The 25,271-nt window shown below is 55.5% G+C and carries 15 protein-coding genes; 14 read left to right on the forward strand and 1 reads right to left on the reverse strand.

The window, feature by feature from the left end; all coding sequences use genetic code 11:
* Positions 1 to 173: 173 nt before the first annotated feature.
* On the reverse strand, positions 174 to 413 hold the full coding sequence (locus ACTNC3_RS07870) for a hypothetical protein (protein WP_441227047.1): 240 nt from the start codon (positions 411 to 413) through the stop codon (positions 174 to 176).
* A 46-nt stretch (positions 414 to 459) separates the two neighbouring features.
* Between ACTNC3_RS07870 and ACTNC3_RS07875 the strand changes: the two genes are divergently transcribed.
* The 14 genes from ACTNC3_RS07875 (at position 460) to ACTNC3_RS07940 (ending at position 25,123) form a co-directional block, all read left to right on the forward strand.
* Positions 460 to 1,500 (forward strand): hypothetical protein, encoded by a 1,041-nt coding sequence (locus ACTNC3_RS07875; RefSeq protein ID WP_441227048.1) that lies wholly within the window; start codon positions 460 to 462, stop codon positions 1,498 to 1,500.
* Between the two features lie 1,350 nt (positions 1,501 to 2,850).
* On the forward strand, positions 2,851 to 5,367 hold the full coding sequence (locus ACTNC3_RS07880) for a thiamine pyrophosphate-binding protein (protein WP_441227049.1): 2,517 nt from the start codon (positions 2,851 to 2,853) through the stop codon (positions 5,365 to 5,367).
* Between the two features lie 148 nt (positions 5,368 to 5,515).
* Positions 5,516 to 6,769 (forward strand): NAD-dependent epimerase/dehydratase family protein, encoded by a 1,254-nt coding sequence (locus ACTNC3_RS07885; RefSeq protein ID WP_441227050.1) that lies wholly within the window; start codon positions 5,516 to 5,518, stop codon positions 6,767 to 6,769.
* Positions 6,770 to 6,873: 104 nt separating this feature from the next.
* Positions 6,874 to 8,136 carry a class I SAM-dependent methyltransferase gene (locus ACTNC3_RS07890; RefSeq protein ID WP_441227051.1) on the forward strand — a complete coding sequence of 421 codons (1,263 nt, stop codon included), beginning with the start codon at positions 6,874 to 6,876 and terminating at the stop codon, positions 8,134 to 8,136.
* A gap of 221 nt (positions 8,137 to 8,357) precedes the next feature.
* A complete protein-coding gene (locus ACTNC3_RS07895; RefSeq protein WP_441227083.1) occupies positions 8,358 to 9,827 on the forward strand; it encodes an alcohol dehydrogenase catalytic domain-containing protein in 1,470 nt (489 codons plus the stop codon).
* A 1,040-nt stretch (positions 9,828 to 10,867) separates the two neighbouring features.
* On the forward strand, positions 10,868 to 11,842 hold the full coding sequence (locus tag ACTNC3_RS07900) for a glycosyltransferase family 2 protein (RefSeq protein ID WP_441227052.1): 975 nt from the start codon (positions 10,868 to 10,870) through the stop codon (positions 11,840 to 11,842).
* 15 nt (positions 11,843 to 11,857) lie between these two features.
* A complete protein-coding gene (locus tag ACTNC3_RS07905; protein WP_441227053.1) occupies positions 11,858 to 14,530 on the forward strand; it encodes a glycosyltransferase family 2 protein in 2,673 nt (890 codons plus the stop codon).
* 631 nt (positions 14,531 to 15,161) lie between these two features.
* A complete protein-coding gene (locus ACTNC3_RS07910; protein ID WP_441227054.1) occupies positions 15,162 to 15,632 on the forward strand; it encodes a nucleotidyltransferase domain-containing protein in 471 nt (156 codons plus the stop codon).
* 101 nt (positions 15,633 to 15,733) lie between these two features.
* Complete coding sequence (locus ACTNC3_RS07915; protein ID WP_410042621.1) at positions 15,734 to 17,149, forward strand: undecaprenyl-phosphate glucose phosphotransferase; 1,416 nt, start codon at positions 15,734 to 15,736, stop codon at positions 17,147 to 17,149.
* A gap of 88 nt (positions 17,150 to 17,237) precedes the next feature.
* On the forward strand, positions 17,238 to 19,529 hold the full coding sequence (locus tag ACTNC3_RS07920; RefSeq protein WP_441227055.1) for an LCP family glycopolymer transferase: 2,292 nt from the start codon (positions 17,238 to 17,240) through the stop codon (positions 19,527 to 19,529).
* Between the two features lie 110 nt (positions 19,530 to 19,639).
* Positions 19,640 to 21,244: an O-antigen ligase family protein gene (locus tag ACTNC3_RS07925; protein ID WP_441227056.1), complete on the forward strand. Its 1,605-nt coding sequence runs from the start codon at positions 19,640 to 19,642 to the stop codon at positions 21,242 to 21,244.
* A gap of 199 nt (positions 21,245 to 21,443) precedes the next feature.
* Entirely contained in the window at positions 21,444 to 22,421 is a 978-nt protein-coding gene (locus ACTNC3_RS07930; RefSeq protein WP_441227057.1) for a ComEC/Rec2 family competence protein, read from the forward strand.
* 303 nt (positions 22,422 to 22,724) lie between these two features.
* Positions 22,725 to 24,341 carry a hypothetical protein gene (locus ACTNC3_RS07935; protein WP_441227058.1) on the forward strand — a complete coding sequence of 539 codons (1,617 nt, stop codon included), beginning with the start codon at positions 22,725 to 22,727 and terminating at the stop codon, positions 24,339 to 24,341.
* Between the two features lie 218 nt (positions 24,342 to 24,559).
* On the forward strand, positions 24,560 to 25,123 hold the full coding sequence (locus tag ACTNC3_RS07940; protein ID WP_441227059.1) for a hypothetical protein: 564 nt from the start codon (positions 24,560 to 24,562) through the stop codon (positions 25,121 to 25,123).
* Positions 25,124 to 25,271 lie beyond the last annotated feature (148 nt).

Consider the following 25,271-nt stretch of genomic DNA (forward strand, 5'->3'; position numbering starts at 1 on the left):
TGCACCCACATCCCCGACCGAGTAAAATACAGTTTTAAAAGCCACCGTTTCAGTGGCCAATGCAGGTGCCCTCGACACAGGCACCCGTCCGCATAAACGCGAAAAGGAGGCAGGCACATGCAGGATCCCGTCGTCATCATGAACTTCACGCACATCTACGAAGACGAAACGTTCTATATTTCAGAGCAGAAGAGCAGCACATCCCGCAGCTGTGAAGCATCGTTCACGCCCCTCAGTGGCCCCGCGCCCGTATCGCTCGCAGCATCCAGCGGCCTTGCAAACGCACGGGCTGCATCTGGCGCTCCGTTCGACCGCCCCATGTCGCTCGCAACACCCAGCGGCCCTGCAACCGCGCGGGCTGCAGGCTCCGGCGACTCCGCACCTGTACGAGCAGCATCTTGCGCGTCGTTCATCGTCTCTGGCAGCCCCGCGTGCGCGCAAACTATATCACCGCGGTGCATGTCGGCCACGGTCGCGCGCACGCCGTCTTCGCCGTTCACTCCGAGCATCCTCGATTTCACCACGCTGTCCGGTACCACTGGCTTCTGCGACGATGCCGCCGCGGATGAAATCCGTCGTCGCATCGCGGACTTCCCGGCACGCGGCATCCATTTCCTTGACAACGGCAACTTCCATTACCTCACGCGCTTCTGGTGCGAAAAAATCAGCGAAGACTTCGCACTCGTCGTTTATGACCATCACGTCGATCTCCGAAAACCCGTCTTCCCTGGCCTCATGAGCTGCGGCTCCTGGATCCGCGACGTTCTCCTCCGAAACAGCCACTGCCGCGCCGTCCTCATCATTGGCCCTGAATGTGCCCAGGCCGACATCATCGAACGTGAGCTGCAGAGTCTCGCGGATGAAGACAGCTTCAGCGATGAAAACATGTCCGAAACAGCAACTGAACGGCGGAAGACCGCAGATCAGGCGACCCACGCTTCAGCCGCGGGTCAGCCGCCTCTCGCTTCAGCCGCAAATCACCCTCCCCGCGTATCGGCGGCAGCTCGGCCATTCTACGTATCAGCGGCGGATTATGCATCCCACAGCTGGACATTCGTGCGCCGGGAAGCCAACGATCAGCCCCCTCGCTCAACTGCAACCGTGCGCCGGGAAGCCGACGGTCAGCGTCCATGCGCATCCGCACCTGTCCGCGTCTGCTGCTTCACAGAGGATGACATCCTGGATGGTCGCGTCGCGCGCGAGCTTCCACACCTTCTCGACGCGCTCCACCTCCCGGTCTACATCTCCATCGATAAGGACGTCCTCTCGCGAAAAGTGCTGCGCACCAACTGGGACCAGGGCATCATGACCGAAGCAGAATTCCGGCACGAGCTCGACCGCTTCGCCATGGACCCCGACATCCATATCCTCGGCGTCGACATCTGCGGCGAACCCGCCTACAATGCCTGCCGTCGCCTCCTCGACGACACCCGCGACCTCCGTCGAAGTGACGGCGTAAACCGCCGCCTCCTCGAGCACTATCTGGCCCGCGTGCATTAGCGGCGCTCGACGAAGGCACTGTCTGCAATCTCCGATCAGCGATCTGTCTCGCGCGCACTAGCGGCGCTCGACGAAGGCGCTGTCCGCAATCTCCGATCAGCGATCTGTTTCGCGCGCACTAGTGACACTCGACGTAGGCACTGCCGGATATTTCTTTGGCGCAGCGTCCGAAATTAACGGAAATCGATGTTACTATCCAATAAGTGGCGCTTTTTGAAATTGTGGTTATTTTTAACATTTTTTATCATTTTCCTGAGAGGAGCGTGAATATCCACGATTTCAAAATATGACATGTATTGGATAGTTTTCTTCAAAATCCGGCAGGCGTTTATAAGCGTACTATCCAATAAACCTTGCCTTCTGAAATAATGGATATAGATTTTTACATTCAGAGAAGAATTTCTGTGGGTGCATATCCAATAATCCATCTTTTTTTTAAAGATGGATACCAGAGAGCAGAACTCTCTTACGAAATAAAGACTTTAATATCCATTATTTTTAAATATGCCAGTAATTGGATAGTTTGCATTCGTATTCAAACATTTTAGGCAAAAAGTATATCCACTATTCTGAAATTCGATCCAAATTAGATACGGGTACGACAGTCCAGCCGTCAGGCAGTCTGGCCATGCTGAGAGTGATGTTTCTTTCAGCTGCTCCTGGATGTTTCTTCGCGAACTCGATCGTGGAGCCTGCGAGGTTCGCTTCTGTCTGCTGCGTTTGAATGCTTCTCATCGGGATATCCATCGTATCTCACTCTTATCGCCCTCATCCTCGGTGTTACTGTCCGCCCAGCCACACCTTGACTTAAGTACGTTAGAACGGTAACTCATCGGCGCGCCCCTTACTGTCCTTTGTCCCCTGTCCTCTGGAGCCTTACTGTCCTTCATCCCCTGGCCTCTTGCGCCTCTTCCCGCGAACTAGTACAATAGAAAGTCTAGAAAGACCGCTTTTCCGATTCCCGAGCCGTTGCCCGGGACGCCACTTTTTCGGCTCCATGCCGTCGTCCGAACGTGACTTTTTCGATGTCCGTGCAGCCACCAGAAACACCGCATTTCCGAGCCCCGTACAGCCGCCCGAAACACCGCATTTCCGAGCCCCGTGCGGTCGCCCGAAACACCGCATTTCCGAGCCCCGTGCGGTCGCCCGAAACACCGCATTTCCGAGCCCCGCGCAGTCGTCGAGACTGCTGCTTACCTGAGGCCAATGCCGTCGTCCGGAACGTGGGCACCCGGCCTCGATCTTTCACCGAATATCATGGTTATGCGCGTGGCTGCACGGCCGACGCACGACCTCGAAATAAACTACATCACGAGGAGTCGCACTCCTCACAAAAAGCAGGAGTAAGTAATGAAAATCAAGCTTGCGAACTACATTTCCGAAACCCTCGTCGCAAACGGCATCACCCAGAACTTCAGTGTGACCGGTGGTGGTGCCATGCACCTGAACGACGCCTTCGGCCACCAGAAGGGCATGCACACGCTCTACCAGCACCACGAGCAGGCCTGTGCGATGGCCGCCGAGAGCTACGCCCGCATCTACAACCGGCCGGCGCTTCTCTGCGTGACCTCCGGCCCGGGCGGCACCAATGCCATCACCGGCGTGCTTGGTGCCTGGCTCGACTCCATCCCGATGCTGATCATCTCCGGCCAGGTCCGCTATGACAACACCGCGCGCTGGGCAGAAGAGCAGAATGGCACCCACCTCCGCGCGATGGGCGACCAGGAGTTCGATATCACGAAGTCTATCGACTGTATGACGAAGTATTCGGAGATGCTGACGGACCCGTACCGCGTCCGCTACGCGCTCGAAAAGTGCATCTATCTCAGCCAGACCGGCCGCCCAGGCCCCTGCTGGCTCGACATCCCGGTCGACATCCAGGGAAAGTTTATCGAGACGGACGAGCTGATCGGCTTCGATCCGGCGGATTACGCAGCTGGTGGCGACGGCTGGGCCACCTCCACGGACGCCACCACGCGCTCCGACGCCTACCCGCTCTGTCGGAACGCCTTTGCGCGCTCTCCGTATGAGGCCAATGCAGTCGATCACGCAACCGTCACCGTCGCGCAGGCCAATGCAGTCGACCACGCAACCGTCGCCTCCACGCAGGCCAATGCAGTCGCCCGAGCATCCGTCACTGGCACCGCTGCCAGCATCCCGGCAGTATCCGGTTCTGCAGCTGCGATGACGTCCCCGGCCGCCATGGCGACCGAGGCTTATGCAGCGGCCCACCGGATCCCGGCGGATGCCGACACGACGAAGCGTGAGGCAGCTGTGCCGCCGGTGGATCCGCAGCAGGTGCAGACCATCCTCGAGAAGATCCGCGCGAGCCGCCGTCCGATCTTCTATACGGGGAACGGCATCCGTATCGCGGGCGCCGAATCCCTCTTCCTTGAGGTCGCACACCGTCTCAACATTCCGGTCGTGGTCGGCTGGAACGGACCAGACATCATCCCGAGCGACGACCCGCTCTACGTCGGCCGTCCGGGTGGCCGCGGTGACCGTCCGGGCAACCTCGCCGTACAGAATGCAGACCTGATTCTCAGCATTGGCTCCCGCCTCAACATCCGTCAGGTCGGCTACGATTTCAAGAGCTGGGCCCGCGACGCCTACGTGATCGTGAACGACATCGATGCGGAGGAGCTTCGGAAGCCGTCCGTGCACTGTGACCTCGCCGTGCACGCCGACGCTCGTCAGCTCCTGCAGTGCCTGCTCCGCGAGCTCCACGTCCTCGGTCACACCCCGGCGCACCCGCTCTTCCAGGGCGGTGAAGGCCTCCTCCGTGACGACGCCCTCCGCGTTTGCCACACGGAGCTCGCCCGTCAGGATGTTAAAAATGAGGGCACTCGCCTCAGCTGGCTTGCGACCTGTGCGTTCTACCGCGACAACTACCCGACGATTCTGCCGGAATACCTCGCGCCGAGCGACCCAACCCTGTCTCCGGAGGACCCGGCGTCTTTCGCCAACGTCTACGCGCTGATCAAGGAGCTTTCCGACCAGGCGGCCCCGGGTCAGGTGACCGTCGTCGGCAACGGCTCCCCATGCGTGGCGGGCGGACAGGCCTACCGCATCAAGCCGGGCACCCGCTTCATCTCGCAGGACGGCGTCGCTTCGATGGGCTATGGACTCCCGGCGGCGATCGGTGCCGCGGTGGCCGTGCATGCCTCCGTTGAGGCGACCCCATGCGGCGGCACGGACGCCTCGCTTCCACGGGAAACAGCGGATGCCAATGCAGGCGACGCGCAGCAGGACCACGATTATTCGGCACTGGCTGCGGATCCATCCTTCCATGAATCCGCCGATGACCGGCTCGCCGCCGAGCTCCGTGACCCGTACTGGACTGGACGCGACGAGCATTATCCGGCGTACGAGAAGCATGACATCCTCGTCCTCACCGGCGACGGCTCCATCCAGATGAACCTGCAGGAGCTCCAGACGATCGTCAGCCACCAGCTGCCGATCAAGATCTTCGTCATCAACAACGGCGGCTACCACAGCATCCGCCAGACGCAGACCAACCTCTTCCGCGGAGAGCCGCTTGTAGGCATTGGCGTCGACTCGGGCATGGGCGGCGTCCAGGACCTGAGCTTCCCGGATATGGAGAAGATCGCGCACGCGTACGGCTTCCCGTTCATCCGCGCGCATCACAACGAAGAGCTGCACGACGCGGTCGCAGAGACCCTCGCGACCGACGGCCCGGCCATCTGCGAGATCATGGTGACCCTGACCCAGCAGTTCCTCCCGAAGTCCGCCGCGAAGCGCCTCCCGGACGGCAGCATCATCAGCCCGCCACTCGAGGACCTCGCGCCATACCTCCCGGACGAGGAGATGGACCGGATCATGCTCGTCCCGCGGGTTGGCAAATGAGTGAGTTCAGCTGGATTGATATTAGATTTTGGGAGGAAAACGACCCTCGGTTGACAAACGAAGGGTTTTGTGGGATGCAGCAATGCTGAAATCAGAATTCTCCTGGTTTTGTGAAAAACCAGAAGATCAGTAAGAAGGAGAAATCATCGTGCGAGTGCTTATCACGGGTGTCACCAGCTTTCTGGGACTGTATACTGCGAAGCTTCTGCTTCAGGAGGGCCATGAGGTCATCGGCGCGGTGCGCCCGGGCAGCCGGCGCGCGCAGGAGCTCGATGCGCATGGCATCAGCGCGTATCCGACGTATCGGACCGTTCACCTCGACCTGAGTGAGCTTCCGGAAGCCGAGCTCGGCGAAACACACTACGCGGAGGTGCTGGGCCTGGATCAGGCGCCGGCGACCCCTGACCGCAGCGCCGAGCCTGCCGGCCATTCCGGCACGGCAGCCGCCATGCAGGCCGCGGTGGCGGTTCCTGCTCGCAGCTCTGCGCCTGCCGTCACTGCACCGCCGTTTGCCACCCACCTGCCGTTGCCTGCATTGGCCGACGATGCCGCGCCCCTCATCGATGCGTGGATCCACTTCGCGTGGGACGGTGTCGGCTCCGCGGGCCGCAGCGACACGAACATCCAGATCGAGAACATCCAGAACGCGAAGAAGGCCTACCTCTACGCGAAGCTGCTCGGTGCGCGGAAGTTCCTCTTCGCCGGCTCCCAGGCAGAGTATGGCCGCGGCAATCATCGCGTGCCCCTGCCGGTGAGTCCCTATGGAAAGGCGAAGCTCAGTTTCGGCCGCTGGGCGACCGAGCAGAGCCTCCTCTCAGAAATCTACGACGACGCGCCGATGCAGTTTATCCATATGCGCATCTACAGCGTGTACGGCAGCGGTGACCATGAAACGAGCCTCGTGAACACCGTGCTTCGCGCTGCCCTCCGTCACGAAGCCATCATCCTCGGCCCGTGCGAGCAGCGCTGGAACTACCTCGAGGTCCATGACCTTGCCCGCGCGATCCGCATCCTGCTCAGCTCCGAGGACACCCGCACCGGCATCTATGACATCGCCGGCTCCGATTCCCGCATGCTGAAAAAGTACGTCATCGCCATGAACGCCATTGCCGCCCGCTTCGCCGCAAATGCGGATACGACGGCGGACGGGGACGCGACGACCGCCGCTGGCGCAACCCAAGCCGCAAGCGCGGGCGGACAGACCACCGGCACCGCCGCTACCGCAGCCCCGTCTGGCGCGGAGCTCCGCTTTGGTACCCGTGCGAATAACGCAGAGGGCGCCGCGAACATGTCACCGGAGATTCTCAAGCTCCAGCGCCTCGGCTTCCACCAGGAAATCTCCTTCGAAGCCGGCATCGGCATGCTCCTGAAAACGATGCGGGAAGAAGGCTCAGAATCATGAGCCACGGATGCTGCATCAGCTTTTAAAGCTTATTTGATGATGTAGATTTCCAGGTGACGAAAATTCGAAAAGTGCATGCTTATGACCGATGAAAGGACTTATATATGAACATGACTTGTATCGCCTGCGGCCACGCACTGTCGCCGCTGATGACCCTCGACGACATGCCGGCGAGTGCGCAGAACATCCCGGCAGCGTCGGAGCTCGCGGAGGACCATCCGCTGAGCCTCACCCTCTGCCAGTGCCCGTCCTGCGGCCTCGTCCAGTTTGACACCGAGCCGGTCGACTATTACCGTGACGTCATCCGCGCCGGCGGTGGCACCCGCACCATGACGCGCCTCCGTCACGAGGAGTACGCGCGCCTCCTGACTGCCATGCAGGAGCACCACATCCACGGTCGCCGCATCGTGGAAGTCGGCTGTGGCCGCGGTGAGTTCCTCCGCATGTGGCAGAATCTCGCGGAGGACCCGGAAGGTGCCGCTGCGCTCGCCCGCGACCAGGCGCGTGATCCCCTGTCTGGCCAGCCGAACGCCGCCCCGCTCCACCTCGTCGGCCTCGAGCATAAGCCGTCCCTCGTCGAGGAGGCCAATGCTGTTGCCGATAAAAAGTACCGCGTCTACGAGGGCTTCGCGACCGGCGACGTGCGCTACCCGGAGGGCCCGTTCGACGCCTTCGTGCAGTTTAACTTCCTCGAGCATCAGCCGGACCCGTGCGACATGCTCCGGAACATCGGACGCAACCTGAAGCCGCAGGCCCTCGGTCTCATCACCGTCCCGAGCTTCGAGTACATCCTCCGTTACAACGGCTACTACGAGCTGCTGCGCGACCACATCGCGAACTACACCGAGTTCACGCTCCAGAAGCTCTTGCAGGACTGCGGCTTCGAGCTTCTCAGCATGGACCTCGTGAACCGTGACACGATCGAGGCCATCGTACGGAAGGCCGACCCGGACGAGCTCAGCGAGCTCCACTACAGCGGTCGCCTCATCGACGTGTCCGCCCTGCGCGACAGCTACGACCGTCTCTCTGCCTCGGTCAATGCACACATCGACCACCTCTCGGAGAGTCATCGGACCATGGCCATCTGGGGTGCGAGCCACCAGGGCTTCACCCTCGCCGCCACCACGAAACTCAGCGGAAGAGTAGAGTATATCATCGACTCCGCCCCGTTCAAGCAGGGCCGCTTCTCGCCGGCCTCCCACATCCCGATCGTGGCCCCGGATTACGCCGTCGCTCACCCGGTCGACGAGATCCTCATCGTCGCCCCGGGCTACACCGACGAAATCGCTGGCATCATCCGCGAACGCTTCGACGAAAATGTCCGCATCCTCGTGCTCCGCACGGACCGGATTGAGGAGTACCGGTAAACAGTTTGATACTTCATGTCCAAGCATCGCTCAGAATAGAGATTGTGAAATACATAATGTCATATGGATGAGAATCTGGCAGTTTGTGACATCAGGTTCCCGTTCAGCTACCAGAGCTTCGGGAAGTCTGAGCAGCATTTGGCTTGATATTCCTAAGTATTTCCTGGACCTGTTTTCTGTCTGAATGGTGATGTATATCAAGATGAAAAGGAACGAAGATGATGAAAGCACTGGTGCTGAAAGGAAAAGGAAATATCGCCTACATCGAGAAGGAGCGGCCGACGCTTATAGACGCGCATGGCGCGCTGCTGAAGCCGCTGCTCGTCTCGCCATGCACCTCGGACGTCCATACCATCTGGCAGGGCAGCCCGAAGCGCCCGGACCTGACGCTCGGTCATGAGGTCGTCGCCCGTGTCGAGGAAGTCGGCGCGGAGGTGACGGATTTCCACGTCGGCGATGTCGTCGCCGTATCCGCGATCACCCCGGACTGGAGTCAGCTGGACGTCGAGGAAAACTATGCACATGCGGGCCATAATTTCAGCGCGCACATGCTTGGGAACACCATTGACGGTGCCTTCCAGGAGCTGTTCTACCTTCCGTACGCGGACCGAAACCTCGCACACATCCCGGACGGCCTCACGCTCGAGGACGCCCTCATGTGCGTCGACGTCCTCCAGACCGGCTTCACCGCGGTCGAAGAAGCCGGCGTCAAGCCGGGCGACACCGTCGTCGTGATGGGCATCGGGGCCATCGGCCTCGCCGCCATCCTCGGCGCGAAGCTCGCCGGTGCCCGCACGATCTACGCCGTCGGCTCCCGCCCGGAGAACGTCCGCATTGCAGAATCCATGAGTGACTTCGCCCCAGCGATGTCGGCACACGGCGTTCCGGAAGTTCCGGCGGGCGGTGACGTCACCAGCCCTTCTATGGCAGCAGAAGATGGAAGAGAGCAGCATGCGAACGCCGTGTCGCCAGACTGCGTAGCTACAGTGCCGGACGCCGTGTCGCCAGATTGTGCTTCAGCCGCTTCGGGCGGAAGTCAGAGTCAGGCCCATGCGCAGTCAGGCTGTCATGTCGAAGTGCTGAACTATCGCCGCCTGCATTGTCCGCTTCCACAGGGCATGCATCCGCTCGCAAATTCCACCGGCTCGCCCGTCGTGAACTACGTCCTCACGAAGACACAGACGAAGGGCGCGGATAAGGTCCTCATCTGCGGTGGCGATGACCTCGCCTTTCCGCAGGCCATCGACATGGTGAAGTACGGCACCGGCGTCGTCTCGAACGTCATGTACTACGGTGCCGACCTCGACACCCAGGGCGGCGAGCTGAAAACCCTCGAAGCCATGAACAGCGCCGAAACCTACCTCACCAGCACCGCCGCAGCTGTCGAAGCAGAAGCACAGGCTGCAGGCGACGTGCTCAGGAAAGCATACACCGTGAAGCTGAACGACAACATCGACAGCATCCAGATCCCGAAGTTTTCCATCGGTCGTGGCATGGCAGGGAAAACCCTGAAGTTCTCTCTGAGCAGGGGCGGACGCCAGAACCTCGAACACGTGATGCAGATCGTGCAGGAGAGCGGCGTGCATCCGTCCATCTTCATCACGGAGCACTACGACGGTCTCGACCAGATCGCCCAGGCCATCGACGACATGAAAGAACGAAAAGCCATCAAGATCGCTGTAAAAATGTAAGGTGCGGTGGGGGATGTTACTATAATTATAAGAGTGCTACCCGATGGTTGGCCTTGCATTTAATTGGTTGCGAAGATAACCGCCAAGTTTCTCAGGCCGAGCGGAGCAGGAAAACTTCAACTGCAGGCATGATAAGCGTTTTAAAATGATTCCTATCCAATATGGCTTAATTTTGAAAATAATGGCTATGTTTCTAGGCTGGAATGATCGAAGATGACTGGAAAATATCCACTCTTAGTCGATTTTGAAAATACTGGATATGAAAAGCCTTATTTCAAAAGAAGAATCCGGGCTCGAATATCCAGTATTTTATAAATAAAGGTTAATTGGATATCTGCTTATAACAATTTTTCTCTGAAGCCCAAAATACATATCTACTATTTGAAAAATCCAGGCAAATTGGATGGTACGCTTATATGCGTATGCATGATTTTACAGAAAACTATCCAATATGTGCCCGATTATGAAATAGTGGATATTTTTAGCACCGTGCACAAAATGATAAATGATGTTAATAATATCCACTATTTTATAATCCGCCAGTTATTAGATAGCATCGTCGATTTTCATCTATTTCACCCGGTTCGCCAGTGAAAATTTCCGGGCCGCGCGCCATAATCACCTGAAAATCGATCCGTATGCCCGCGCGGCAGCGTCAAATGCAGAGAAACCAACGCACATCCAGCAAAACAAAAGGGCAAGTATGATCATTCTGCTTCCCTTTTCTCCAGATAGCTTCACCCAGGCTGACCGGATACGAAGTTTGAACCTCCGTATATAAATCCCATCCCAAACATCCGTATATAAATCCCATCCCAAACCTCCGCATATAAATCCCATCCCAAATCTTGCCACCTTCACCCATAGAGTGTAATATAGATAAGATTCGGGCCCGCGTGCCCGCGGTTTACCGCCTCGGGCCAGGTATAGTGCCCTCGCGTGTCCGCCCGCCGCCATGCATCCGTCATGGTCGTGCTGTATGTCGCGACAGCGGCGCCCCGTGCCCCACACAAATCACCTTCACGTTAGGAGATAAGATTTTGAAAACCATCAGCATCGTCATTCCATGCTATAACGAGCAGGAGAACGTCGTTCCGCTTTACGAGGCCCTTCGGAGCATGTTCGCTTCCGACCTCCCTCGATACCGCTACGAGCTCCTCTACATTGACAACGATTCCCACGACGAGACGCGCGCGCTGATCCGCGGCCTCTGTGCACAGGACCCGCAGGTGAAGGCCATCTTCAATGCGAAGAACTTCGGCCAGTTCAACAGTCCGTACTACGCGATGCTGCAGTCCACCGGCGACGCCACGATCCTCATGGCGGCCGACTTCCAGGACCCGATCGAGATGATCCCGCAGTTCGTCGCAGCCTGGGAGGAGGGCTATAAGATCGCCATCGGCGTGAAGACCCACTCGAAGGAAAATCCGCTCATGTACGCCCTCCGCGGCCTCTACTACAAGCTCATAAAGAAGATGTCCTCCGTCGACCAGATCGCGCAGTTCACCGGCTTCGGCCTCTACGACCACGCCTTCATCGACGTCATGCGGCAGCTGAACGACCCGACCCCGTTCCTACGTGGCATCGTCGCCGAGCTCGGCTTCCACCGGAAGGAAATTCCGTACACCCAGCCGAAGCGCCGCGCCGGCATCACACACAACAACCTCTACACCCTGTACGACGCCGCGATGCTCGGCTTCACGAGCTACACGAAGGTCGGCCTCCGTATGGCGGTGTTCTTCGGTGCCGCCTGCAGCGGCATCAGCATGTTGATCGCCATCATTTACCTCATCATGAAGCTCATCTGGTGGGATCGCTTCCCAGCCGGCATGGCCCCGATGCTCATCGGCATGCTCTTCCTCGGCTCCGTGCAGATCTTCTTCATCGGCCTGCTCGGCGAGTACATCCTGAGCATCAACCAGCGCGTCATGCGTCGCCCGCTCGTCGTCGAGGAGGAGCGCTTGAACTTCCCGGAGGACGCGATGATCGGCGGTATGGCGGACGCCTCAAAATAATATAAAGGAAATATCATGTTACGATTTAAAGTAGATATCGCGCTGGCGCGTGAGGGCGAACTCATGCTCCAGGGCTGGGCCTTCGGCTCAAATCCAGAAGAAGAAGTGAAGCTCACGGTCGTGGATCAGGCAGGCAACCCTGTCCCGGGCACGACCGTGTCCTCTGTACGCCGTGATGAGGTGGTCAATGCCTTTTTCGGCGATGTCGTGAAGGCCCACGGAGCGCTCCGGCGCGACCTCGGCTTCGACGTGCACACCCCATACGCGCAGGGCGAGACCCGCATCCTCGTGCTGCAGGCCGACGGCCAGACGAAGCGCGTGAAGTTCACCGACCACATCCTCGAGGAGTTCAACTCCGTCGCCCACCGGAAACGCGAGAAGCTCCTCGCCCTGTTCCACTGGGAGACCGTCGAGGTGGCCTGGGAGTACTTCCAGAAGCACGGCCTCCGCGCCCTCTTTAAGAAATCCGTCCACAAGATCCAGAACATCCAGGACGACTACGACTATAACGAGTGGTATAAGAAGGTCCGCATCACCGACGAGGAGCTCGCGAAGCAGCGGGAGAGTGTCGCTGATTTCGCGATGCAGCCGACCTTCTCCATCGTGATCCCGGTTTACGCGACCCCGGAGAAGTTCCTCCGCCGCATGCTCGACTCGATCCGCGACCAGACCTACCCGAAGTTTGAGGTCTGCCTCGTAGACGCGACCCCGTACGCGAAGATCCAGCACGACCCGGCGCAGGGCCGTACACCGCAGGAGGTCCTCGCTGAGTACGCTGCCGCAGACAGCCGCTTCCGCTATGCGACCCTCACGGAGAACCTCGGCATCGCGGAGAATACCAACGCTGCGATCCGCATGGCGACCGGTGACTTCATCGTCCTCGCCGACCATGACGACGAGCTCGAGCCGCAGGCCCTCTATGAGTGCGTCCGCGCGATCTGCGCCCACCCGGACGTCCAGGTCCTCTATTCCGACGAGGACAAGGTCGACTTCGAGGACATCTATTACTTCGAACCGCACTTCAAGACCGACTTCAACCCGGACCTGCTCCGCTCCGTGAATTACATCTGCCACCTCTTCGTCGCCCGCCGCAGCCTCCTCGACGCCATCGCCGAGACCGCTGCCGACGGCCGGAAGATCTACGAGCGCAGCGCCTACGACGGGGCCCAGGACTACGACCTCATCCTCCGCGCCACCGAAAAAGCCCAGGCCATGGAGCAGGCCCGCCTCGCTTCCTTCGCCAATGCTTCCGCAGGAAACGCAGTCACGGGCCCACAGCGGAGTAGCGTCGTTGCTTCGACTAAGGCTGGCGTCGATGACCAGACAGCAGCTACGGAGGTCGATGTTGAGCCGAAGGAGAGTGCGCAGCCGGCCCTCGCCGCGGCGCTGAACTCGCTTGATCAGGAGCTTCTCCGTCAGGGCCGCTTCACGAGCAGCAACATCATCCATATCCCGATGGTGCTGTACCACTGGCGCGCACACCAGGCCTCCACCGCGCAGCACCCGGAAGCAAAGCTCTACGCCTTCGAAGCCGGCGCCCGCGCCGTGTATGACCACTGCAAGCGCATCGGCCTCCCGGTAAAGAAGGTCGAGCAGGGCATCACCTACGGCTTCTACCATCCGATCTACGAAAATCAGCAGCCGCTGATCTCCGTCGTGATCCCGAATAAGGACCACAGCGCCGATCTCGATAAGGCCATCACCTCACTCGCCGCCGGAAACTATAAAAACCTCGAGTTCATCATCGTCGAGAACAACTCGGATCAGGCAGAAACCTGGAAGTACTATGAGGAACTGAAGAACCGCTTCCCGGAAGAGCTTCCGGCAGACTTCATCGATCCAGTGACTGCATTCGCTGCTCCGACTGCGGAATCGGACTCCGCAGCATCGCATCCGGCCCAGGTATCGGCTGATCACAGCGTCGCGGCATCGGTTCTTCCGCAGCCGGTTGTGAAGGTCGTGAAGTGGGACGGCCCGTTCAACTACTCCGCGATCAACAACTACGGCGTTCAGTTCACGCACGGCCAGTATCTCCTCTTCCTGAACAACGACATCGAGGAGATCGACCCGGATTCCATCGATGAGATGATCGGCTACGTACAGCGCGAAGACGTCGGCATCTGCGGCGCACGCCTCCTGTACCCGGACGAAGACATCCAGCACGCCGGCGTGATCATGGGCATGGGCGGTATCGCCGGTGCCGCCTTCGTACGCACCCACGACTCGGATCTCAGCTACATGCACCGTGCGAAGTGCATCCAGGACTACTCCTGCGTCACTGCCGCCTGCCTCCTCACAAAGCGTAGCCTCTTCGACGAGGTCGGCGGCTTCACCGAGAAGCTCGCCGTCGCCTTCAACGACGTCGACTACTGCATGAAGGTCCGCGCCCTCGGAAAGCTCGTCGTGTATAACCCATACGCGAAGTTCTACCACTACGAATCGAAGTCCCGCGGCATGGAAGACACCCCGGAAAAGCTCGCCCGCTTCCACTCCGAAATCCTCACCTTCGGCACCACCTGGAAGGACATCCTCCGCGACGGCGACCCGTACTACAGCCCGGCCCTCACTTTCCGAAAGGCCAACTTCGCCCTGAAGGACCTCACGCAGGAACAGGTCGGCGAACCCATGCACTACGCCCTTCTGAAAGGCATCGTCTGGGACGGCCCCGACGCCGGCACCCAGTCGTAAAACCAGATAATTGAAGACAAATGCCCCCCCGGCTTGCCTTGCATGCCGGGGTTTCTATATGGAAGCATCTACCACAAAGAGCTCTGAAGCCCATCCAGATGATAGCGAGGCCGAACATTCAGTACCGGGCGCTGCCCGGACCCGCCCCTCGTTGGGGAGGCAGGAAAGGATCTCGTGGATCCTTTCTCGGCAGCAGGGTGATCCGTGTCACTCCGTCAAGGACTGCCCGGACGCATAAATGCGTCCAGCGTACTGTTCCTTGACTCCGTTCCCGCTCCAGGCAACGGCTACAGGTCATCAAATATTCGATTCGGGAAATGGCTGCGTAGCATTTAGTTGAGAATATGTACGAAATTAGTACAAAAGCACTGAAAATATGACATATTCTTAACTACACGTGATTTTTGCATGTTTGCACGTGCAATGACACGCAAAAATTGCGTGTCATCAGAAAACATAATACGCAATAATCGCATATTTGCATGAGTATAAGAACGCAATAATCGCGTATTTTTGCTGCGTATTTCTTTGCTTGATGATATAATGAACGAAACAGCAGTATATTCGATGAAAATTATGGTAGCAAGAACAGCTAACTTTTTTCTGAAAAGTGAAATTTATGAGCAGTGAAATGAAATTAAGAACATTAAGGAAGCAAAAGAAACTGACCCAGGTCGAGTGTGCGAAGTACCTGGGCATCCCTGTTCGTACATACCAGAACTATGAAACGGATGAAAAAAAGCAGGATACGCCGAAATATGTCTATATGATACAGAAGCTGGACCAGTATGGATTCATCGATGAAAGCCATGGCATCTTAAGTATCCAGAGAATAAAAGATGTATGCCGCGACATTTTCGCAGCCTATGATGTAGACTATTGCTATCTGTTCGGCTCTTACGCAAAGGGAAAAGCGACGGAAACAAGCGATGTAGATCTGCTGGTTTCGACCACGGTTTCCGGCATGAAGTTCTATGAACTCGTCGAAGACCTGCGGGAGGCTTTAAAAAAAGAAGTGGACCTGCTGAATCTGGAACAGCTAAAAGATAATCTTGAACTCGTAAACGAAATACTGAAGGATGGTATTAAAGTGTATGGATAACAAGAAAACAAACAAATATTACCTCCAGAAGACCCGAAATCCTAAGAAATTTCTAACATCCTTGCTCTAGGTTTTTCAGAAAAATAGAGTATACTCCCAGTATGATTAAAGATAACCAGCGTTTTTTAAATAATCTTCACGTCCTTCTGGACGTCCTCATCATCTGCGCGTCCTACGCCCTCGCGTGGCTCCTGACGATCGTCGCACCGATCTTCCCGGCGGGCCACGGCGTACTCCCGCCGCAGGTCTATTTCGCTGCGCTCATTCCGATCGTACCGGCGTACCTCCTTCTCTACTGGGCGTTCCACCTGTACGAGCCGAAGCGCACCCACTCGAAGCGCGCCGAGCTCTGGCACATCTGCCAGGCCTGCGCTGTCGGCCTCATGCTGCTGACCTCGATCCTCTTCGCGTTCCGACGCTCCGGATACTTCGGCAACTTCTCGACCCGTATGCTCGTCGCGTTCTCCATCATCGACATCACCCTGACGACGATCGAACGCTTCGGCATCCGCTACATCCTCTCGCGCCTCCGCCGGAAGGGCTTCAACCAGAAGCACGTCATGCTCGTCGGCTTCTCGGACGCCTCTGACCAGTTCATCGACGCCTGCCGCCGCAACCCGGACTGGGGCTACCACATCTACGGCATCGTCGACGACATCGCCGAAGTCGGCGAAGGCTACAAGGGCGTTCGCGTCGTCGGCCGCATCTCCGAGCTCGAGCATATCCTCGCGCAGAACACCATCGACGAAATCGCGATCACCCTGCCACTCGCAGCCTACGCGAAGCTCGACGGGATCGTCCACGTCTGCGAGAAGTCCGGCGTCCACACGAAGTTCATCCCGGACTATAACAACATCATCCACTCGAAGCCGGTCACCGAAGACATGGACGGCCTCCCGGTCATCAACATCCGGAACGTCCCGCTCACCGACCCGGTCAAGGCCACCGCGAAGCGCGCCGTCGACATCTGCGGCGCCCTCGTCGGCATCATCCTCTTCAGCCCGATCATGCTCGTCGTCGCGACCCTCATCAAGCTCACCTCACCGGGCCCGATCATCTTCAAGCAGGAGCGCGTCGGCCTTCATAACAAGCCGTTCATGATGTACAAGTTCCGCTCCATGGTGCAGCAGACCGAGGCGGACGAAAAGAAGGGCTGGACCGTCCCAGGCGACCCGCGCGTCACCCGCGTCGGCCGCTTCATCCGGAAAACCTCCATTGACGAATTCCCGCAGTTCTTCAACGTCCTCGCCGGCCAGATGTCCCTCATCGGCCCGCGCCCGGAGCGCACCCAGTTCGTCGAGATGTTTAAGGAGGAGATCCCACGCTACATGATCAAGCATCAGGTCCGCCCAGGCATGACCGGCTGGGCCCAGGTCAACGGCCTCCGCGGCGACACCTCGATCTATGAGCGTGTGAAGTACGACATCTGGTACATCGAGAACTGGACCATGTCCCTCGACGTAAAAATCCTGTTCCTCACGATTTTTAAAGGATTCGTAAACAAAAATGCATATTAAGTAAAAATTGCTGAAGCGGGGCAAGTATGGTAAAATCGTCTAAGTTTTTTTGAAAAGTAGCTGCAACCCGCAGTATGAGGATAAACGAATGGCACTTGACAGTGGCAAGGAAACGCGCCGCCCGCACACGCAGGCAGAGGCAGAAGCCGAACAGCGCGCACTCGAAGATCGAATCGTAAATGATAAGCAGATGGCCGGCCGGCTCATGGATAAGGCCATGAACCCGCAGAGCGGTAACGCGGCGACAGCTCGTCGCAGCAACCCATATCTTTCAGAGATGGAAGCGGAGCGAAGAGCAGCCAGAGCTGCAGACGGCACAGCCCGCACCCCGCACTCGGCAGGCACCACGTCGGACGCGTACTCGACGACCGGATCCACCGGCACCCGCCCGTCCGACACCCCGGGCACCCGCCCGACGACCGGCACCACCGGTGCGCGACCGGCATCCAGATCCGACGCCCGTCCGCGCCGCACGACGCCAGTGAAGCCGCAGGAGGCCCAGCCGGGCGTCCGCCAGCTGAACAGCATCGGCGAGGGACAGTTCGACGCCGACTACGAGCGCCGCATGCGCGACAAAAAGAAGAAGGCCCGCCGCACCCGCATCATCACCATGGTGATCGTCGAGCTCCTGACCCTCATCTGCATCTTCGGCTTCGGCTTCGTCTACCGCTACATGCACATGACCGCCGACGTCGCCTTCGACGTCAGCAAGGTACGAAACGACAACATCGACATCTCCCAGAAGCAGAAGATGTCCGGCTACTGGACCGTCGCCGTCTTCGGCGTCGACTCCCGTAACGGCGACGTCGGCAAGGGCGCGAACGCCGACGTACAGATCATCGCAAACGTCAACATGGGCACTGGTGATATCACGCTGACCTCCGTCTACCGTGATACCTACCTGAACATCGGAAAGGGTGACCGCTACTCGAAGAGCAACGCGGCCTACGCCGAGGGCGGACCGGAGCAGGCCGTCGCGATGCTGAATAAAAACCTCGACCTCGACATCGAGAATTACGTCACCTTTAACTGGAAGGCCGTGGCGGACGTCATCGACCTCCTCGGCGGCGTGGACATCGACGTCTCGAAGGCGGCTTTCTACTATATGAATGCCTACATTCACGAAACCTGCCTGAAGTCCGGCATCAGCGCACAGAACCCGGCCGCCATGTACATCAAGAAGGCCGGCCCACAGCACCTGAACGGCGTCCAGGCCGTGGCCTACGCCCGCCTCCGCTACATGGACAGCGATTTCGAGCGTACGAAGCGCCAGCGTGAAGTCATCTCGCAGTGCCTCGACCTCGCGAAGAAGACCGACCTCGCGACCCTCACGAAGATCATCGATACCGTGCTCCCGCAGGTGGCCTTCAACATCGACACCGCCGACATCATCGAGCTCGCGAAGGGCATCTCCCGTTATAACATCCGCGAGTCCGTCGGCTTCCCGAAGGACCTGAAGGATCAGATGATGGGCAAGAAGGGCGCCTGCGTCATCCCGGCGACACTCGAGTCCAATGTCGTCTGGCTCCACAGCATCCTCTTCGCGGACGAGAACTACACCGTATCGGATGCGGTGAAGCGCTACTCTCAGAAAATCTCGGACGACTCCGGCTATTATGCGAGCCATAAGGAGACGGAGGAGTCGGATAAGAAGTTCACGAAGTCCGACGAGGACGAAATCGAGAAGACGAAGGCCGAGACTGACGAGAACGGTGAGACCATCAAGAAGCCGAAGACCGACAAGGACGGCTACCTGATCAAGGGCATCGACGCCGACGGCAAGTACATCTACGAGACCGACGCGGACGGTAACAAGATCAAGGCAAATACCGAGACGAAGGCCAATGAAACGAAGGAGTCCGAAACCGACGCCGACGGCAATGTCATCAAGGTCCCGAAGACCGACAAGAACGGCTACCTGATCAAGGGCGTCGACAAGAACGGCAAGTACATCTACGAGACGGATGCCGAAGGCAATAAGATCAAGGCCGACACGGAAACGACGAAGTCCGACGAGACGAAGGAAGGCGAAACCAAGGAATCTGAGACCGACGAGGGCGAGATCATCGAAGGTCCGACGAAGGAAACCAAGGAAAACCAGAAGGAAACGAAGGAAAACTCGAAGGACGAGACGAAGGAGTCGAAGAAGGACAACAGCTCGGAGACGAAGGAGAGCCAGAAGGAAACCATCGAAGAGCCGGGCAAGACCCCGGAGAACAGCTACGACGGCCCGGGCGGCTCCAGCTCGAATCATAACAGCAGCACCGCCGGCCCAGGCTCCAGCTCAAACAACAGCAGCGAAGGACCGGGCAGCAGCCATACCAGCGAAGTCATCCCTGGCGGACCAGGCAATGAACTCGTCGAAGGCCCTGGTGCATAATACGAACGACACAGACAGATTTCAGCGCGGATTGACCGAAGGGGCGATTTGGCGCTGAAATTTGCTACATGGATATATTTTTACAATCAATTACATAAAGGAGCTTCTCCATGAGTAAGCAAAAGAAATCCGGAATTACGCAACACTTCGACCGCATCACCAGCACCCTGATGACCATCTACGTGCTGTTCTACCTCTGCGTATTCCCCCTCGCAACCCATGACAAGTACTTCGACATCCTCGATTTTCGCTTCAAGCTCTACTGGATCCCGACCCTCATCTACGGAATCGTCTTTCTGGTACTGGGTATCCTCTACCTGATTACGGATAAAAGAGATAACGGCGGAGCCCTCACGGCGAAACTGAAAGAGAATCTGAAGTGGAACGTCTTGAAGACGAAGCTCACGAAGACGGACATCTGCTTCATCGCACTGATCTTCATCATGACCCTGTCCGTGCTCTTCGCCGACTACCAGTACGAAGCCCTCTGGGGCAGCCGCGGCCGCTTCAACGGCCTCGTCCTCTGGCTCATGTTCTTCATCGCGTACTGGCTCGTGACCAGATTCTATCATTTCAAAAAATGGCACCTTTACTCCTACATTATCGCGGCGTGCCTCCCGGAAATCTGGGGTATCACAGACTTCTTTTTGCTGGATTTGCTCCACTTTCATGTGGAAGCAGAACCGGAATACATTTATACTTTCGCATCCAGCGTGGGCAATATCAATACCTACACTGCATTGCTGTCTCTGCATCTCGGGGCTTCGGTCGCACTATTTGTGTGTTCGAAATGTAAGTGGGAGACCGTTCTGACATATGTTGCCGTTGTGATTTCTTCCTTCGCGATTGTCATGGGTATCAGTGATAACGCCATTCTGGCTACCGGTGCGATATTTGCATTTCTTCCGCTTGTGGCCTGGACAACGAGAAAGAATATCTCTCGTTTCTTTATCGCGGTCAGTACATTCGCGACGAGCGTACTGATCACCGCGAAGATTACGATACAGCATGCAACGATGGCGATCGCAGCGGAAGGCAGCGTATTCGTGTCGCTCGGAAAAACGAAGGCGTTTATGATGATCACCGTTACGCTCTGGATTTTCACGATCATTGTGCTGTTGCTTTCCCTTAAAAAGAAAGAGGAGGCGATCGAAGAAAAGACGACGCGGATCGCCCGTCGGAGCTGGCTCGCATTGGTTGTTCTTGCAGTGGTGGCTGTCATCGCTGTACTGATCGATGCAAATACTGGTAAGCACCCGGAAATCTGGGGAGCGTACAGAAATGTGCTTGTCTTCAGTGACAGCTGGGGCACAGGCCGTGGATTAAACTGGCGCTTCGCTTGGGAGTACTTCACAAGAGATGCCAGTCTGCTGAAGAAGCTCATCGGTTACGGCCCGGATACCTATTACATCATCACTATGGACCGCTATAAGCACGAGATGATCCAGGCTGGTTATGGATATTTTGATGCTGCACATAACGAATACATCGATTATCTGCTTACGATTGGAATTCTTGGCATCATTGCATATATTGGTATCTTTGTAACTGGACTTCGCCAGATGTTTAAGAAACCAAAGAGTGGGTATGCCATCGCTTGTGGTATTGCAATGCTCGCGTATACCGTTCAAGCCATCGTGAATATATCAGTGCCGATCGTTACACCAGTTCTGATGCTACTTCTCTGTGTGGGAATCAATAGTATAAAGGAATAATATGTATCTTCATTTAAATCTATTTAGACTACTTAAAAGAAATAATAAGCTGCTTCATAGTATCCTATGGATTTGCGCGATGGTTGCAACCATGACTTCAGTGTGTGGGATGACATCACTGGCGGCACCGATTATTGATACGACGGCGGTACAGACGACATCTTCGACGAGTACGTCTGTATCGCAGACGATGCAACCAGTGAATATCACAACCGCGCAGATGGTATCTGCACCGGGAAATGCCAGCGCGCAGACACTTCCGGCGTCAAGTGGTGTGAACATACAGCAGAGCGCGCCTATGCCAGGAACGACAATACAGACCACTACGCTTACATCTGCAAGTGGGGCGGGTGAATTATGGATGCTGGCAAGTACGACCGGTGCGCAGAATTTGAGCATCGTCATCAAGAGCCCACACGGAAAGATGATCGTCATCGATGGCGGCTGGGAAGCAGATGCAGAGAAATTGTCATCGCTCATCCAGCAGCAGGGCGGGAAGGTAGACGCCTGGCTGATCACGCATCCACATGAGGATCATGTCGGTGCACTCTGTGCGATTCTGAATGATACTGGAAGAAAAATCAAAATCGATAAGATCTACTGCTCACTTGCTACGCCTGACTGGTATCGTCAGGTATCACCAACAGGTGCTGGCATCGCAGATCAGCTTCTGAATGCATTTACGAAGCTGCCGGTCGGCACGGTGACAAATAGTATCGGACGAGGAACAGAAATCAACATCGATGATGTCAACATCCGCGTGCTGAATAACCGTGGCGTGTATACCTATAACGGTGTCAATAACAGCAGTCTGGTCTATAAGATCCGTGTAAGCAGACAGTCCATCCTGATTCTCGGCGATCTCGCGTATGATGGCGGAAAAGACCTGATCAAAACCTGCACGGCAGCCGAACTGAAATCGGATATCGTGCAGATGGCACACCACGGCCAGCAGGGCGTGGATCAGGATGCCTATGCACTGATCGCACCAACCACCTGCCTCTGGCCTACACCTGCCTGGCTCTGGAATAACGATAACGGCGGTGGCGTCGGCAGCGGCCCATGGGGCACCCTGACCACCAGAGCCTGGATGGATGCCCTCGGCGTGAAGGATAACCGTTCCCTGAAGGACGGCGATGTCCATATGTACCTCGGCATGCCATCACCGAATATGTAAAAAGTGCTTGCATTCCTGTGAAAAGCATGTATAATCGCAGACATAGGTTAATTATTAAGATTTGATTAAGAAGTACGAAAAATAGTCTTTAAGAAATTCGTAAGAATTAGTAATGACTCTGTTATATACTTTCTGATCGAATCGCAGTAAGATAACCTCGTAAATGATGAGAGAGTACGAAGCAAGTACTTCCTCCGCGGAACCAAGTAAGAAAAGGACTTGCAAGGTCACACGCTTAGAGGTATAATCTCACCGTAACTGAGCCTACAGGCTCGAAAAGAAAAAAAGGAGAGTGCATTTATTATGAAGAAGCAGACAAAGGTAATGGCAACACTTTCTACTGCAGCACTTCTTGCTCTTGGTTTTTCAGCCGTTTCCATGGCAGCAGGTTGGGATAACTCAACAGGCGCTTGGAGATATCTGAACAACGATGGCACAGAGGTTGTTGACGAGTGGAAGTCCGCAAACGGAAATTGGTTCTATCTTGACAGCGACGGAGTTATGGCTACCGATAAGCTGATTGAGGATGAGTCCGCAGCAAACGGCAAGACCAAGTACTATTATGTTGACCAGTACGGCGCTATGGTAAAGAATACCTGGAAGGCTGTAGCTATGGACGACGATGATAATGCTGATCTCGACGCTGAGTACTGGTGGTACTACTTCGGAAACGATGGTAAGGCATACACCACTGAGCGCGATAAGGACCTTACAAAGAACAAGATTAAGACCATCAATGGCCTTAAGTACGGTTTCGATGATGAGGGTCACATGCTTTATGGCTGGACTCTGAAGGATGATCATACTCAGGATGACTCCGATAAAACTCGTTGGAAGGATGCAACATACTATTTCAACGGTTGGAACGATGGTCACGCTCAGACCGGTTGGGCTCAGATCAACGTAGAGAAGGAAGACGGCGATACCGAGGATTACTGGTTCTACTTCAACGGTGATGGCGAGAAGCAGTGCGGTAAGGATGGTTACGCTAAGCGTAAGAAGATCAACGGCGTTTACTATGTATTCGCTGAAGATGGCCACATGATTGATGAGTGGGCTGTTAACAAGGGTAAGACCAATTCTTCTTGGTCCGATCTTGATATCAAGAACGCTTCTTTCAACGATGCTAAGAAGATTTCCTACCTCAATGGTGATGGTTCTCAGAGAAAGAACACTTGGGTTTACGCTATTCCTGATGAGGATTGGCTCGAGGACGATTACAACGACGATGAGTACAGATGGTTCTACTTCAACAAGAGTGGCACACTTGCTGTAAATGAGATCAAGAAGATCAATGGCAAGAAGTATGCTTTCGATAGATATGGCCGTATGAAGGCTGACTTCGTAAAGGATACTGGTTCTGAGATCGTTGGTATCGGCGGTGGCGATGACTGGACAAGAGATCAGTGGATCGCAGGCAATAACGATGACGGTAAGTCATTTGGATCTAGCGATAAGGTTTACTACTTCTCCGGCGATTCTGCAAAGGATGGCGCTATGAAGACTGGTTACCAGAACATCGAGTTCTCTGATGATACTTACCAGTTCTATTTCGAGACTAAGAGCGGTGAGGGTAAGACTGGATTCAACTCCAAGATCAACAAGTTCACTGTTTCCGGTCTTGTATTAAAGCCAACTAACGATGATGACAACAACTATGCAGGTCTTAGAAACGTTACTGTAACTACCAATGCAACAACTGGTAAGTATGAGTATGACCTTACTGGTGTAAGAATCGCAACAACTGATATCGCTCAGGGTGATATCCTCGTTAATAAGCAGGGTACTCTTGTGAAGAACAAGACTGTTAAGGACGAGAACGATATGTACTACAGAACCGATGCAAGCGGTGAGGTAAAGAAGGTTGCTGATAAGAATACTTATGACAGCATCAAGAATACTGATGCTTGGAAGAAGTAATTTTCCTTCTTGGATGTAATCTTAAAAAAGCTTGGGGAGAGATCCCCAAGCTTTTTTTATGCATAAATGTACAAATTCTTAAGGAATTTGATTTATAAACTTCACTATGCATTATGAGTGATTAATGCTATGATTAGCAACAGTCATGATTCTTCGTTGCATTATAGAGTACGATTGAATGACTAATATGATACAGAAAGAACTTGGGAGATAAAGATATGAGATTAATGCATAAGATGATTTTGATGGGACTTATGATTCTTACAGCGATAAATATATCTGCTTGTAAGCCTTCCTATGAGGCACCTACTGCAGAGCCGGTTATGACGACTGCTCCTGCAGATGCACCTTACGATATTGACTTTATTCAGTTGAATAATGATCTTATTGATTCGCTGTCTCTGAAAAAAGATATTTTCCCTTTTATCAAATCAGTAGAACTGGATGGCGATAATGATAATAAAAATATACAGGTGAACGTAGACATACAGCCTAATGTTTTAGGGGATGCCGTGGAAATTCTGATGAGCGAAGTGACGAAGAAAATCGCGGATAACGCTTATATTCAGGACTTCCGCTTGAAGAAGTCGGATAATACACAATTTGGTTCTGTTTTTGATATTTATAGTTATACGTATAAAGTAACGAGTGGTGATACGGTGATTTTTGAAGACACAATACCTGCGGGTGGTGAAATTCCTTTTGATCCAAGTATGGATGGAGATGCTGTAAAAGAAGCTCTTACTCAGATGCAGGAGTCAGAAACTGCAGCTAATAATTAAGTGATTATTATATTAACAATAAAAGGCCGTTCTTAGAAAACTAAGAAGGGTCTTTTTATAATCGGATATATATTGCAGTATTAGTCGGATTTTAACTAAATGTGCTTGGCATGAGAGCGATAATAGTTACGGTGAATGGTTATTTAGA

The sequence above is a fragment of the Oribacterium sp. HCP3S3_B9 genome, from assembly GCF_052064255.1.
Taxonomy (GTDB): Bacteria; Bacillota; Clostridia; order Lachnospirales; family Lachnospiraceae; genus Oribacterium.